The organism is Sulfurimonas lacustris, assembly GCF_059705355.1.
This window is the reverse complement of sequence record NZ_AP046125.1, coordinates 1,552,452-1,566,725: the sequence shown is the minus strand read 5'-3', so window position 1 is coordinate 1,566,725 and position 14,274 is coordinate 1,552,452. Positions and strand designations below refer to the sequence as shown.

15 protein-coding genes are annotated in these 14,274 nt (G+C 36.3%); 4 read left to right on the top strand and 11 right to left on the bottom strand.

Annotation, left to right across the window (positions count from 1 at the left end; all coding sequences use genetic code 11):
• Genes AC6H4V_RS08130 through AC6H4V_RS08120 form a run of 3 tightly spaced genes read left to right on the top strand, consistent with a single transcriptional unit; the run spans position 1 to position 2,166 of the window.
• The gene (locus AC6H4V_RS08130; protein ID WP_497606432.1) at positions 1 to 726 is read left to right on the top strand and encodes a nitrilase-related carbon-nitrogen hydrolase; all 726 of its coding nucleotides are present in this window, start codon (positions 1 to 3) and stop codon (positions 724 to 726) included.
• Positions 726 to 1,418 carry a 5'-methylthioadenosine/adenosylhomocysteine nucleosidase gene (locus tag AC6H4V_RS08125; RefSeq protein ID WP_497606431.1) on the top strand — a complete coding sequence of 231 codons (693 nt, stop codon included), beginning with the start codon at positions 726 to 728 and terminating at the stop codon, positions 1,416 to 1,418. The genes AC6H4V_RS08130 and AC6H4V_RS08125 overlap by 1 nt, the downstream gene beginning before the upstream one ends.
• Positions 1,419 to 1,434: 16 nt before the next feature.
• Positions 1,435 to 2,166 (top strand): tRNA 2-thiocytidine biosynthesis TtcA family protein, encoded by a 732-nt coding sequence (locus AC6H4V_RS08120; protein ID WP_497606430.1) that lies wholly within the window; start codon positions 1,435 to 1,437, stop codon positions 2,164 to 2,166.
• Here AC6H4V_RS08120 and AC6H4V_RS08115 read toward each other — a convergent pair.
• On the bottom strand, positions 2,156 to 2,647 hold the full coding sequence (locus tag AC6H4V_RS08115; protein ID WP_497606429.1) for a hypothetical protein: 492 nt from the start codon (positions 2,645 to 2,647) through the stop codon (positions 2,156 to 2,158). The two genes, AC6H4V_RS08120 and AC6H4V_RS08115, sit on opposite strands and share 11 nt — an antisense overlap.
• A gap of 76 nt (positions 2,648 to 2,723) precedes the next feature.
• Between AC6H4V_RS08115 and AC6H4V_RS08110 the strand changes: the two genes are divergently transcribed.
• Positions 2,724 to 3,434, top strand: a complete 711-nt coding sequence (locus tag AC6H4V_RS08110) for a YebC/PmpR family DNA-binding transcriptional regulator (RefSeq protein ID WP_428729307.1) — start codon at positions 2,724 to 2,726, stop codon at positions 3,432 to 3,434.
• Between the two features lie 16 nt (positions 3,435 to 3,450).
• Here the strand turns inward: AC6H4V_RS08110 and AC6H4V_RS08105 are convergent, their stop codons facing one another.
• Genes AC6H4V_RS08105 through AC6H4V_RS08060 form a run of 10 tightly spaced genes read right to left on the bottom strand, consistent with a single transcriptional unit; the run spans position 3,451 to position 14,269 of the window.
• Entirely contained in the window at positions 3,451 to 4,698 is a 1,248-nt protein-coding gene (locus tag AC6H4V_RS08105; protein WP_428729308.1) for a type II secretion system F family protein, read from the bottom strand.
• Positions 4,698 to 6,389 (bottom strand): GspE/PulE family protein, encoded by a 1,692-nt coding sequence (locus AC6H4V_RS08100; protein WP_497606428.1) that lies wholly within the window; start codon positions 6,387 to 6,389, stop codon positions 4,698 to 4,700. The genes AC6H4V_RS08105 and AC6H4V_RS08100 overlap by 1 nt, the downstream gene beginning before the upstream one ends.
• Positions 6,390 to 6,443: 54 nt before the next feature.
• Complete coding sequence (locus AC6H4V_RS08095) at positions 6,444 to 6,986, bottom strand: hypothetical protein (RefSeq protein ID WP_497606427.1); 543 nt, start codon at positions 6,984 to 6,986, stop codon at positions 6,444 to 6,446.
• Positions 6,983 to 7,885: a CDC27 family protein gene (locus tag AC6H4V_RS08090; protein WP_497606426.1), complete on the bottom strand. Its 903-nt coding sequence runs from the start codon at positions 7,883 to 7,885 to the stop codon at positions 6,983 to 6,985. Before AC6H4V_RS08090 ends, AC6H4V_RS08095 begins: the two co-directional genes overlap by 4 nt.
• A complete protein-coding gene (locus AC6H4V_RS08085) occupies positions 7,878 to 8,693 on the bottom strand; it encodes an AAA family ATPase (protein WP_428729312.1) in 816 nt (271 codons plus the stop codon). The genes AC6H4V_RS08090 and AC6H4V_RS08085 overlap by 8 nt, the downstream gene beginning before the upstream one ends.
• Positions 8,690 to 10,291 (bottom strand): pilus (MSHA type) biogenesis protein MshL, encoded by a 1,602-nt coding sequence (mshL, locus tag AC6H4V_RS08080; protein ID WP_497606425.1) that lies wholly within the window; start codon positions 10,289 to 10,291, stop codon positions 8,690 to 8,692. The genes AC6H4V_RS08085 and mshL overlap by 4 nt, the downstream gene beginning before the upstream one ends.
• A gap of 9 nt (positions 10,292 to 10,300) precedes the next feature.
• Positions 10,301 to 10,765 carry a hypothetical protein gene (locus tag AC6H4V_RS08075; protein ID WP_497606424.1) on the bottom strand — a complete coding sequence of 155 codons (465 nt, stop codon included), beginning with the start codon at positions 10,763 to 10,765 and terminating at the stop codon, positions 10,301 to 10,303.
• A complete protein-coding gene (locus AC6H4V_RS08070; protein WP_497606423.1) occupies positions 10,765 to 11,403 on the bottom strand; it encodes a hypothetical protein in 639 nt (212 codons plus the stop codon). Before AC6H4V_RS08070 ends, AC6H4V_RS08075 begins: the two co-directional genes overlap by 1 nt.
• Positions 11,400 to 12,956 carry a hypothetical protein gene (locus AC6H4V_RS08065; RefSeq protein WP_497606422.1) on the bottom strand — a complete coding sequence of 519 codons (1,557 nt, stop codon included), beginning with the start codon at positions 12,954 to 12,956 and terminating at the stop codon, positions 11,400 to 11,402. The genes AC6H4V_RS08070 and AC6H4V_RS08065 overlap by 4 nt, the downstream gene beginning before the upstream one ends.
• Positions 12,953 to 14,269 (bottom strand): M99 family carboxypeptidase catalytic domain-containing protein, encoded by a 1,317-nt coding sequence (locus AC6H4V_RS08060; protein ID WP_497606421.1) that lies wholly within the window; start codon positions 14,267 to 14,269, stop codon positions 12,953 to 12,955. Before AC6H4V_RS08060 ends, AC6H4V_RS08065 begins: the two co-directional genes overlap by 4 nt.
• Positions 14,270 to 14,274 lie beyond the last annotated feature (5 nt).

Sequence of the window (14,274 nt, the reverse complement as noted above, 5' to 3'; positions counted from 1 at the left end):
ATGAGAGTAACAGTTGCTCAAATAGCGCCAAGGCTCAACCGCTCAAATCTTGCAGAAGCCATCTCAATAGTTGTGGCGCATAAAGAAAAAAGCGATTTGATACTCTTTCCAGAGCTTTCATTGAGTGGCTATATGTTGCAAGACAAACTCTTAGAGGATGCGTGGAACATCGATGAACTTGATAGTTTGAAAGATTTGAGCTTAGATGTAGATATAGTAGTTGGAGCTGCTCTGCGTGATGGAGATGATTTTTTTAATGTGGCACTTTACTTTTCTGCTGGGAAGCTTTTGTCCAAACATGACAAAGTACATCTGCCTAATTACGGTATGTTTGAAGAGGCAAGGTATTTTCGTGCAGGCAAAGTTTTTGAGAGTTTTTTAACAAAATTTGGCAGAGTCTCCATGGTCGTTTGTGAAGACCTTTGGCATAAAAGCGTCCATGAAGATTTGATGGAGCAAAATCCTGATTATATTATCGCTCTTGTTGCTTCTCCTGCACGAGGTTTTAGTGATAATGGGCTTGAGATAGAGGAAAAGTGGTATGCAATCATAAAAAGCGTAGCATTGGAGTGCCAAGCCCAGTTGTTCTTTGTCAACAGAGTTGGCTTTGAAGACGGTCTTGGTTTTTGGGGTGGAAGCTGCGTAGTTGATGCTAAAGCAAACATTGTGCATAAACTACCGCGTTACAAAAAAAGAGTAGAGACATTTGAAATAGAAGGAAATTAATGAAAATTGCCATAATGGGAGCGATGCCAGAAGAGATTGCACCGATATTAGAGAAGCTAGGTTCTTATAAAACTATAGAGTATGCCGGCAACAGATACTATGAAGCAACTTACCTTGGTGTTGATTTGGTTGTTGCTTATAGTAAAATCGGAAAAGTGTTTTCAGCACTTACTGCAACTACTATGATTGAACATTTTGGAGCAGATAGATTGCTTTTTTCAGGTGTTGCAGGAGCGATATCTTCTACTCTTAAAGTTGGAGACTTGATAGTGGCTACAAAGCTTTCTCAGCATGATTTAGATATTACCGCTTTTGGACATCCGTATGGTTATGTTCCGGAGGGAGCAGTTTTTGTTGCAGCAGATAAAGAGATGATAGAGTTGAGTAAAAAAGTTGCATTAGAGATGGGCAAAAACGCTCAAGAGGGTATTATTGCTACTGGAGACCAGTTCGTGGCAAGTGAAGAGCGAAAAAACTGGATAGGTACAACGTTTGGCGCCAATGCTCTTGAGATGGAGGGTGGAAGCGTTGCAGTAGTTTGTGATGCGCTAGGTGTTCCATTTTTCATCCTTCGTGCCATAAGCGATGCGGCAGATATGGACGCAAGTTTTAGTTTTGATGCATTTTTAGAGAGTAGCGCTCAGGAGAGTGCGGTATTTATTATGAAAATGGTAGATCAGCTTGTCTCTTAAGCCATCTAAAAAAATCATGAGTAAGCTTGGCAAAACAAATGCCGAGTTTGAGCTCATAGAAGAGGGTGATAAGATTTTAGTCGGCTTAAGTGGTGGCAAAGATTCGCTCACACTTGTGCATGCACTCAAAGAGCAGCAACGTCGTGCTCCATTTAGGTTCGATTTTATCGCCGTAACCGTGTCGTATGGGATGGGTGAAAACTATGATAAACTTAAAGCTCACTGTCAAGAATACGGTATAGAGCATGAGGTGTATGATACCAATATATATGATATTGCAGAGGATAAAATAAGAAAAAATTCCTCTTTTTGCAGTTTTTTCTCTCGTATGAGAAGAGGATCTCTCTATAGCGCAGCTGAGAAATTTGGGTGCAATAAAGTTGCACTTGGTCATCATATGGATGATGCAGCAGAGAGTTTTTTTATGAATTTTATCTATAACGGGCAACTAAGAAGTCTCGCTCCAAAATATAAAGCAGATAGAGGTGTCACTGTTATTCGCCCGCTTATTCAGATGCGAGAACGTCAGCTTTTGGCTTTTGTGCAGGAAAATGGCATCGAGACTATTGGGGATGAAGCGTGCCCTTCGATGCGTTTTGATATAAAGATGCCTCACGCTAGAGCACATACAAAAGAGATGCTTTCTAAAATGGAAAAAGAGTTCCCCTCTCTTTTTACTAGCCTCAATGCATCTTTTCAAAATATATCAAAAGAGAGTTTTTTTCAAAAAGAGTTTTTCAATATTTAGACTCTATTTTTGCTTCATCTTTCTCGATTTGTGATTTTTTCTCGTGGAGCGTCTCTTCTTTAAGCGTTTCTAAAAATTCAAGGATGTTTTCTTGGTAAGAGATAGTATCTCTATCGTGTGAAAGTGTTACTAGCTCTTTGAGAGAGTCTATATCTATCTTTTTTGCATATCTTGGTACTTGTCTGAGTTCTCTTTGAATATTTAAAATAAGTGTATCGATGTTGAGCTCATTGTTTTCTTTGATTTTTGTAACAAGTTCTTTTGTCGAAAGTGTTAGTAAATTGGCTCTATCTTCATCATCCTTGTAAATTTCCATGCCAATTTTTTTTACTGTTATATAATTTTCTACTTTTGCATCTTCATTTGCGGCAATGACAAGAGCAAAAAGTTTGGCACGAAACTCAAGCGAGCCATGATGATGCACAAATAGTTCGCGAAATGCGCTAAAAAAATGGTGTTTGATAAGAAAAATTAGTCGCATTTAAATTCCTCATAGAGTCTAATATGTTATTATACATTTTTGATTTTTAAAGTGAGTGTAAATAATAGGAGCATGTATGGGAAGAGCTTTTGAATATAGAAAAGCATCAAAACTAAAGAGATGGGGAGCAATGTCAAAGTTGTTTCCAAAACTGGGAAAACTGATAACTGTCGCAGCAAAAGAGGGTGGTGGGGACCCAGATAGTAACTCAAAGCTTCGTACAGCCATACTCAATGCTAAAGCTGAAAATATGCCAAAAGAGAATATTGAAGCGGCAATAAAAAGAGCAACGTCAAAAGATATGACAAATATGCTTGAGGTGAACTTTGAGGGAAAACTTCCTCATGGTGTGCAGGTTTTCATAGAGTGTATGACGGATAATAATACAAGAACAGTCGCAAATGTTAAAAGTATTCTCTCTAAAAATGGAGGAGAGATGCTCACAAAAGGGTCGCTTGATTTTATGTTTGAGAGAAAAGCGATTTTTGAGTTTGACTTAAAAGAGGGTATGGATATCGAAGGAATTGAACTTGAGCTTATCGATGCTGGTCTTGAAGAGATTGAAGCTGAAGATGGGGTGGTTATCGTAACTGCAGATTATACAAGTTTTGGTGCAATCAATAGCGCACTTGAAGAGATGGGAGTAGAGATAAAAAAAGCAAACCTAGAGAGAATGGCGACAAGTCCACTCTCACTTAGCCCAGAACAGCAACATGACATCGATAAAGTACTTGAGAGACTTGAGGATGACGATGATGTTCAAAAAGTGTTTACAAATATCGCGTAAAAAATAGGATTTTTTCCTATTTTTTACCCATAACTGCGTTGCCCATATCCCACATCGGTAAGAAAATACCAAGCGCAAGAAGTAGAACCATGCTTGCAAGTATAAAGAGCATAATCGGCTCAATTGCTTCTGAGAGACCATCAATAATAGCATCAAAGCGCATCTTGTAATATTCTGCTACCTTTGAGACCATAGTGTCAAGCGTACCACTCTCTTCACCAGCACTAACCATTTGAATAATCATATTTTCAAAAAGTTTCGTATCTTCCAACCCTTCACTAAGGGAAGAGCCTTTTTCTACTGCAAATCTAACAGTCGAGAGTTTATTTTTTAATGGGAGACTGTCAATCATAGAGATAGCGGTCTCAAGAGCCTCTGCGATAGGAATACCAGCACGAATCAACTCTGAAAACACAAGTGTAAATCGGCTAAGCGTAGCAAACATGATGATGTTTTTAATGAGGTATGTTCGTAAGAGAACTTGATGCCATCTATACCGCACCTCTTTATTGTTGTTAATCATATACTTGAAAATGACAACAAAGAGAAAGAGTCCTCCTAGGACATATAAGCCGAAATTGTTGAAAAGATACTCAAGTTTCAACAATATGAGTGTAGGCAGTGGGAGCTCCGCATTAAGCTTTTCAAACATAGTTTTAAAATTAGGAACAACATAAGAGATTAAAACAACAAATGCTACAGCCATCGCAATCATAACGTTTCTTGGATATGCCATCGCTTTCTTAAACTTGATAACGTTAGAGCGAATTTCTTCAAGCATATTTGCAAGAGAGTAGAGTGCGTCATCTAAATTACCTGTTTTTTCACCAAGTTGTACCATCGCGATAGCTAAATTTCCTAGTTCAAAACGGAAGTTGTTCATAGACTTGGAGAGTGAATGCCCAGAGTTGATATCTTCTGCAAGTTTGCTAAAAACTAATTTGAGAGTTTCATCAGATGTAGATCTTGCTATCTCGCTGAGTGAATCATAGATAGAGATACCAGCATTTGTCATAACAGCTAATTGTCTGATAGAAGCAATCAGGGCATCAGGCTTTATTTTTCTTTTTTTGAAATTACTTAAAAGATTGTTCTTTAATCTTTTGAGTTGTGCATCAAGAGGCTCTTTCTCTTCTGAAACTTTTAAGATAATGCCAGAATGCTTTAGTTTTGTAAGCTCATGAGCTTGCTTTCTATCCTCGGCGTACATCGCAATTTGTTCTTTTTTACCTCTGGTAAGTATAGTTGCTATAAAGTACTTCATTATTTTGCCACCCTTAAAATTTCTTCTAAACTCGTAACACCTGCAAGAGCCTTACTGATGCCGTTTTCTAGTAGTCCAACAAAACCATCTTCCAAAGCTTGCGCATGTATTGTTTCAACTGACGCATTTTTTGCAATAAGAGATGAGATTTTCTCATTGACAACTAAAACTTCACAAATCATCTCTCTACCCATATAGCCAGTCTCTTTACACTCTCTACACCCTTTTCCAACGTAGAACTTGCTCTCAGGAGGAATAAGATCTTTAAATTCCTCAAGTGCAGCAGTAGAAATCCTCTCTTCTGTCTTACAGTTGAGGCATATCTTTCTTACAAGTCTTTGTGCTTGTATGGCAACCAAAGAACCACTTATAAGGTAAGGAGCGATTCCCATATCGACCATACGAGTGACTGCGCTAATTGAGTCATTTGTGTGTAGAGTTGATATAACCAAGTGACCCGTTAGAGCAGCTTTGACGGCAATCTCAAGTGTTTCAGAGTCACGAATCTCCCCAATCATAATCTTATCTGGATCTTGTCTGAGGATAGACCTGAGTGCCGCTGCAAAGGTAAGTCCCACTTTGGGATTTACCTGTACTTGCTGGATGAGATTCATCCTATACTCAACTGGGTCTTCGACTGTTATAACCTTATCTTCTACGTTTCTGAGTTCATTAAGAGCACCATAAAGTGTTGTGGTTTTACCACTTCCCGTTGGACCCGTAACGAGTATGATACCATAAGGAGTTTTTAAAGCTTTTAAAAACTTTTGATAACTTACAGAGTCCATTCCCGCATCTTCAAGTCGAACAAGCGCTTTTTGCTTGTCAAGTACCCTCATAACGATAGATTCGCCGTAGAGGATAGGGAGGGTAGAGATACGATAATCATACTCTCTTCCAGATACCATAGTGGAAAAACGCCCATCCTGAGGTTTTCTTTTTTCCGCGATATCAAGGTTTGCAAGGAGTTTAAGTCTCGATGCTAGAGGAGGGTAGATGTCTTTTTCAAAGATGAAAATCTCCACAAGTTTTCCATCAATACGGGTTCGAACAACACAGTTTTTTTCTGTAGGTTCGATATGCACGTCACTCGCTCTGTCTTTGATACATGCATTGAGGATAACATCAATAAGAAGAAGAATGGAAGAAGCTTCTTGCTGCTCCTCTATAGAGTTTATGGAGTTGAGCTCATCTCTGATTTTTTTGACAAGACCTTTAATGCTATCTTTTAACTCTACTTTGAAAAGGTAGGAGTCGATTTGTCTTTTTGTAGCGACTGCAATTTTGACTGGTTTTTTTGGAAAAAGTCTTTGCAAAGCCTCTTGAGCCTCAATGTCCAGAGGATCACAAAATGCAACTGTAATACTAAGTTCATCTTCTGTGATTGGAAATGCATTGTACTTTTTCAGCTGTGTAAGAGAAACTCTTTCAGTAAGTCTATAGTCCATATCAATTGAATCTAAGTCAAGGAATGGAATATTTTGCTTTTGAGCTAGTTTGATAAGAACATCTTTTTCTTGAATATAATCATAGTTGTCAATAATCGATAAGTGATATTCACCAGATTGGATTTTGTCAACAATAAATCTAATCAATCTATCCATAGTCATAAAGCCAGAGATAGTTATGTCTCTTAAGATGAGATTGCTATCGAGACCTTTTGCGATTAATCTATCAACTTGACTCTTCATAATGGAGCCATTAGCTAATAAATCTGACGTTATCCTATCTAACATGCTTATTTCCTACCAGTAGATATGTTTTTTGATGCTAACTGAATTATAAAACTCTTCAATGACCACTTTGTCTATTTTACCATCTTTTAAAATATAAAGCTTATATTTTAATGCTGCGTCATTTTCATCTTCAAAGATGTAATACTCTTTTTTCTCACCATCTGTTTTTTTTGTATAGAAATCAAAAACTTTTGATAAAACATAATCTGTTTTTGGCAAATTGAGTGATGTTATATCATAATTATCAAGCATAGCATGGTAAAGAAGTTTTTTTTGCAGAAGTATCGTTGAGAAATAAGATGCGTTTGCGCGCCCTTCTTTAGAGTATTTTAAAGTTGTGATAGCAACGGAGAGACGATCAATATAGTCTATGTTTAAACATGAAAAGGAGTATAAAGAGACATACTCTTCATCTTTTGAATTATCACTGAAATTTTTAAAACCAAAATTACATGCCTCTTCGTACTGTTTGTTTTGAAAAAGATGGAGGAGCTCTTTCTTTGCGTCTGCGTGTAAGCTAAATGCTAACAGTAAGGCTATGAATATTTTCATCGAAATTTTCCTGCGTTGATTTCATCTAAAAGCTGTCTGGCCTGTGAAGAATTTGAATGAGATATATATTTTTTGAGTGTTTCTACCGCCATCTCTTTTTTATTTAGTTTCATAAGTGATTTGGCAAATACAATCCAACTCTCTTCTATGTTGTTGTTGAGGTCGTTTGTTATGAGTGCGTAGTTATAAGCTTGTTCATAGTTGCCCAGTTGATAATATTTTTTTGCAACAAAGAGGCTCAGTGCTGGATTGTGGTTGACATTGAATCTTTTGATGACATCTGCTATATCTTTTTGCTCATCTCTTCTTGCTATGCTGATAGAGCCTTTCTTCTCCTCTTTTACCTCTGGAATTTCGACTTTTTCCATTTTGATTGGTTCAATTATCTCTTCTTTTATCTCTTGAACTTTTGGTGGGATAACAACAGACTTTATCTCTTCTGCAGCAGGGGCAACTTCTACTTTAGCATTTGAGATAAGTTCTGAAGAGTAGTTTTTTGGAGCAGTTGCATCCATTTTGGAGATAAACTCTAAGGATGGAGTTAGAACAACTCTCTTTTGCTCTTTTTGAGTTTCAAGTTCTTTTGGGACTTCTGCAACACTTGGGATAGACTCGTTTGCCTCTATGGGTTTTGGAACAAGAGTGGTTTCATTTGTTTCATCTTTTTTTTCTTCTACTCTCTTTTCTACAACAGGAGTTGTTTGAGCAGGAGTTTTCTCTAAAGAGGTAAGTTGTGTTTGCTGCGCATCTGCTACAACTTCCTCTTTTTGATATGTCAGAACAAAAAAAGTAGCCCCAATGAGTGTGGCTCCAATAACGGTGGAGAGGACGATAAAAGGCAGGTTGGAATCTCTTTTGTATTTTTTATGTCTCTTCTCTAGGTCATGAATATTAAGCATCTATAAGTCCTGTATGAATAGCTGCCATCTCAATGTATTTGGTAGCAATTTCATTTTGGTTTATTTTTGATGGATTGTTGTTGGCATAGTAGAGATAGATATCAAAGAGAGTATAGACTATCTTGTTGACATCGCGGTAGTTTCCATCTGTAAGCTTATGAATCAAGTCTATAGATTTTTGTGTAAACATACTTGCAGTATCTATACAGTTGACTTTCATGAGTTTTTTCTGAATGTAAATCTTTAACTCTGATGCAGAGGCATTTTCTAGTTTGATGCTCTCCCAAATTCTGGTTTGAAAATGCTCTTTTGCTATAATGTCCTCTTGCTCGGTTTTATGAAGAGCGATAACAAACTTTACCTTGCGTGTATCTGAGAGAAGTCTTATCTTCTCCATCATGGGTGTTGTGTAGAGTTGAGCTTCATCTAGAAGTATGAGTGGAACCATCGTCTCAGCAAGCTCTCTTTTTTCAACAATCTTGATAAATTGAGTAAAATTGAGTTCCCCCTCATAGCGCATATCATAAAGATCTTGCGCAAGAGTTTTAAAAAACTCACTCTCATCTAAAATAGGTGTTTTATAGAGGCAAACTTTTTGAGTAGGTTCAAGACTTTCATAAAGTTTTGATAAAAACATACTCTTTCCAGTCCCTGGTTTCCCATAAAGAAGAACCATCTTAAGTGGTTTTCCTATGGAGTGTTTTAGAGAGTCGTAAATAACCGAGAGCTTCTCAAAATGGATGTAATCTTTAGCATCTACAGTATCTAAAAAAACATCCCTTGAGTTTTCATAGATGATTGGTTTCAATCATTCTCTTTTATGCTATCTTTTGTAGCATTGATACCATCTTTAGCGTTGAGCAAAATTTTATCAGGTAATCCTTGATAGCCTAACTCTGAGAGTGAGATATCTTGCTTTCCTTTGTGAACAATACGAGGTTCAATAACAATAACAAGCTCTTGCGTTGTTTTTGATTTATTCTCATACTTGAAAAGGTAGTTAAGTATAGGAATGTCACCAAGAATAGGCACTTTGTTTACATCAATAAAATCGTGTGTATTGATAAGACCACCTAAAATAATACGGTTTCCATCTTTTACAGTTACAACCGAGGAGAGTTGGCGACGGCGAAGGTCAGGTGGCATTGTTCTATCAGCTCCTTCTATCGCTGCTATATCACTTGCAGTCTCCGAGAGAGAAGGATTAATCTTAAGAGTAATCATATTGTCATCTGAGATTTCAGGAGTAATGTCGAGCAAAACACCTGCAAAAACAGATTGCAAATCTTCACTTGTACTTTGTGTGCCACTTGTTGTACCAGAGAGTGTCTCTGTGCTTATAATTTTGTAAAAATACTCTGTACCTGCAGTTATAAGGGCAGGTTGGTTGTTAAGTGTTAAGACTTTTGGATTAGAGATAGAGCTAACATCTCCTTGAGTTTTAAGAAATTTAATAACTTCATTTAAGCTGCCTTTTGCCGACATCTGAAATGCATGCGCATTGTTTACAGCTTGGTTGCCCATCGTGTCGAATGATGTAACCCCTAGAACTCCACCTTCATTTGTAAATTCGATAAGGTTGTTTTTGCTTACATAGTCAAACCCTAAATCAATATTTTGAAGTTTATAGAGTTGAGACCAATCTACACCTGTTGTTTTACCATCACTGAGCGTAACAGAGAGAAGCTGTACATCTATAAGAACTTGGAGTTGTACTTTATCTTGGAGTTTTTTAAGATAAGATTCAAATCTTTCCATCTGTTTGACAGTTGCAGTTACAGTAATGATTCCAGCATTTTTGTTGATAACTGGCTGTTGTGCTTCGTAAAGATCCTCAGGTCTGTTAAGTACTTTTTGAAATTCTAAGTCTAGTTCATGCCAAAAAGCAACCTCGTCTGAGCTATCCACTTTCATGCCAGATTTGCCAGCACTTCCACCGCCTATCTCATTTCCTGTAGTGGAAGTAGTGGTCGTTCCTGTTGTTGAAGAAGTACCAGCACCTTCTGAAGAGAGTGTTATGTTCGTTTTTGACTCACTCTTTCTCTGAGAGAGAATATAGTCAATATTGAACATCTTTGTTTCAAGATAAGCAATCTTTAAAAGATTGTTCTCAAGAGTATATGTAAGATTGTTCTCTTTGAGTACAATCTTGAGGACTTCATCAATCGTTAAATTGTTTAGATTTGTCTTATTTAACGTTGAATCTAAAAATTTTTGTGCATTTGGATCAGTGACGATGATACTAAAGTCACACTCATCACTAAGTTGTTCTATGAAATCAATTATCTTAGTCTCTTTTGTAGAACTAATGCTAAAGAGTTCATAAGTACAATCGCCTGCATAAACACTGCTTGAGAGAAGAAAGGTTAAAAGTGTTGAAGACACCGCTGTTTTGATAAGTTTCATGAATCTGCCCTACTTATTTTTAAATTTTAGAGTTGGTTTGTTGTTTGCTGTTGATAAGAGAATTGTCCTATCGCCTTTTTGATTTTTCAGGATGACAAACTGTCTATCTATCTCAGAAATGGTATGTTCACTTACTATATCATTCTGTTTATACCAGTTTCCATTAATCATTGCTGACTTATTGACAATAGCACTTAAAGTAAAATCTTCACTCGTAAGAAGCTTCTTCTCTTTTAAAACAGCAGGAGTCGATACTGGTTTTGTAGTATTTGTTGCTGCAACAGAGGCACCTTTTTTCTCATCTTTTGGTTTGTTTTTGTTGAGAAAAACAAATGGATTGTTTACTCCTGAGATGACAACACTTTTTCTTGGTGGCTTAATCGCTGCGATTTGTTCGTTGACCCAGTCTAGCTCCGTAGCTAAAAGAGAGTGAGATAAAAGCAGCGAGAGTAATAATATGAATAGAGTTTTCATTAGTATGTAATCCCCCAGACTGAAATGACAATTTTTGAATTAAGTCTCTCCTGAGCTTTAATATCTAAATTGTGAACATCTACTACAAGCTCACTCTGCTCTAAAGAGTTAATAAACTTTACAGTATCAACATAATTTCCAGTAACATCCAAAGAGATGTCGAGTACATGACCAAAAGAGGCAGCGTTGTTTAGAGAGTATGTATTGGTAAAGTTGAGTATCTTTATATCATGATTTTTAGCATGGATAGAGACTGAGTTGAGATACTCACCCCATGCCTTTTCGTTATAAATGAGAGATGATATCTCTTCAATCCTCTCTTTGATATACTTGTTTTGGTCTTTTTGAACAACCAATTCATTTTCTAAACCTTTGATATCTTGTTCAAGTTTAGCAACCGTAGCTTCAGTGTTGACTTTAAGATAAATTTTGTCTGCATCAATTTTTGCTGTAATATCAACAACCTTTTGTTTTATGGTTTTGAATTCATTTTGGGAACTCTCATAAAAAGGGTATGCAACAGCAGAAAATATCGCCAAAATCATGATGTAAACCATGTAAGTATCTTTTTGCGATTTTTCTTTAAAAAAAGCATCTATCTTTTGCAAAATCTCTTCAATCATCAATTTAAAATTCATAGCAGACTCACTTTCAACTCACCAAAGTAGAGTTTCTCTTCACTATTGAATGATATCTCATTGATAGAGAAGTGGAACTTTCCTCCGTACGTTTTGGTTAGGTATTTGATCAAGTCGGTCATTTTTTTGTCGCTAGCAGAGACGAGACCAAATTTGAAATCTTTAGAGGCTTCACTCTTCTCACTTTTCTCAACTTCTGAGTAAAAAGCTGTTTCAAGATTGACGTCGTAAGTGTTAAAATCTTTTGTAAGTATCTGCAACAAGTCAGCCTTCATAGGATAGTTGACTTTGACTTCATGGATTTTTATGAGTGTATTTTTTTTATCAATATACTCCTGCTTCTCATGCTCAACCAACGCAGCAACTCTCTTTTTTTCAGCTTCTTTGCTGTTGATAGTCGCCTCTCTGGTTACTTTCATGATATGAACATTTCTATACTCTTCTTCAAGCAGTTTATACTGCAGAGATTGTGCATATGTAAGAGTCCAAAAGGAAGCTGGATATAAGAAAGCAACAAGTAATGCAGCAATAGAGAAGATAATTGCCCGTCCACTCTCTCTTTGTGTAAATTTTGGAGGGCGGTGGTAGATGGTAAAATTGCATGAATATCTCTCTGCTTCTGTGAGAGACGCATAGAGATGCATAAGGGCATGAAGATGGTCTATATGCTTTGCTTCATTGCTAAGATATCCGTAGTTGAAGTTAAAACCACTACTCTTAATACCCAGTTCAACTTCCGCCATTTCATCTATCTTTGTTAATGATGGAAGTTGTGTGTCAATATAGATAGAGTCGATTTTATCTATATCTAACGCTCTTTTGACATAAGTTAAAATATCGTTAATATTTGCAAAAATCTCTTTGTAGAGTTTAATAACAAACGTTTTATAAGGATTATCAGTTGTTTTTAAATCTTCATAAGAGAGAAAGCGGATAAAATCTTCATACTCAACCATCTCACCATAAAGTTCACAAAATCTCTCATGCATTTGAACAAACGAGTAGTTGATAGACTTTGTATAGACAAAATCTTTTTCATTATAAATTGTAATGAAAGTATCATTTTCTTGAAAATAGATGAAACAGTGAACACCACTATCTTCTATAATCTCTTTCGCATAGAGTGCTTTTAGTAGTAAGGGTGAGGGCGTAATATAGTCAATATATTTGACCTTATCTACAGCACTCTTAAAAACATCATTGATAATAAGAGGGTCGATGATAAACACATGAAAGTTTCTGTTGTCTTCATCAAGTCTATTAAAAGTTTCTATATACTCAATCTGATACATAACAGCTTGATCAAGACCTAGCTCATCATACGCTTTGTTGTAAATAGCATCATATAAATCATCTTCCGGGATGTTTTTGCTCAGCGCTATATTGCTATTGATAAAACTTTTTGTATTGAGATAAGAGATGACATACTGTTCTTTGCTGTATGTTGGAGAAGCTACTGTATTTAAAGCGCCAGCAATTCCTTTAACATAATCATCCTTGTAGGGGTTGATAGAAAGTACACTGGAGAAAGAGTGTTGTTCTTTTTTACTCATTTTTCATTATCCTGTCTAAAATGAACTTTGGACATAGAACAAAATTCATCATTTTTATAAAACTCAACTCTGTAAACAAGACCGTCCACATCCATAGAGAATCTCCTGTCAAAATCTTGGAGCTTGATAGCTATACCACTCTCATCAACTTGACCTGTTGCCTTATAACCAATAACATTGACGCGATATCCATCTTTTCTAGTGATGTTAAAATCGTCATGTACAAAAAAATCTGAAGCATAATCTAAGGAAAATTTCTTCCCATCAATAACAACATCAAACTCTTTTTCTTTTTTACAAGGCTCTAGCATCTCAAAGTATTGAGGGCTTAGCGTTGTTACTTTTTTGTTGCCTATGTAAACAACAAAATTTTGCCCCTCCCTAACAACACTCCCGAGTGGGTTAGAGAACTTAAACGCATTACTTTCTGATTTTATCGGAATAAAGCTTAAAAATTTTTTTATATTAGTTAAATCAATAAAAATGTTGTTATTTATGTTTAAATTACCATAGTTATCAAGTATCGCAACAAGATTTTGCTCGCTAAGTTCAAATGTTCTCTCAAAAGAGATATCCATAATGTTCATAAACTCCTCTATGGCTAAAAGGTGGTAAAAAACTTTTTGGGAGAGAGAGGGTAGGTTTTTGCTGCTCTCTATGGCAAAGGCAGGTTTGTTGTTTGTTACTGCAAAATAGGTTAATGAGAGTTGCATAGCCTCATCATCAAATTTTGTATTGGTATTTTTAACATCAAAAGTGTGGTGCTCTTCTATGAGCTTTTGGTTGATTCTCTCTTTGATATCAGCAGCAATTTTGTTTAAGTCCCCAAAAGGCTGGTTGCTGAGATTGCATTGGTCGATAACACATGTTTGTCCCCAAGCATTTGGATTGAAGATATTTCCTTTGTCCGTTTTTCTGTAAAATCCATTGCCATCATGGAGGTTTAAGACCAAAGAGACATTTTGTTGCGTGATAATTTTTTTAATCTCTTCAACGGTCTCTTTATCTTTGTCATTGTGTGCAAGTTGTGAAAATTTTCTATTCATATCACCATGAATGCCCCTGCTGTTTTTGAGTATGCTCTCTTGGTTGAGATTTGGAACAATCCAGAGATTTTTTGAATGTATCTTATAGTGCGTTGCTAAAATGGATGCGGCAAAATAGCCTCCTGGCTCATCACCGTGAATGCCGCCTATAACAAGAAGGGTTGTGTTAGAATCAGAGTTCTCTTTTTTGATAAGTTGGGTATCTCCAAAAAGAGAAACAAAAAAGAGATTTAAAAACAGAAAAAACTTTCCTAAAAAGAGTTTCATGATTT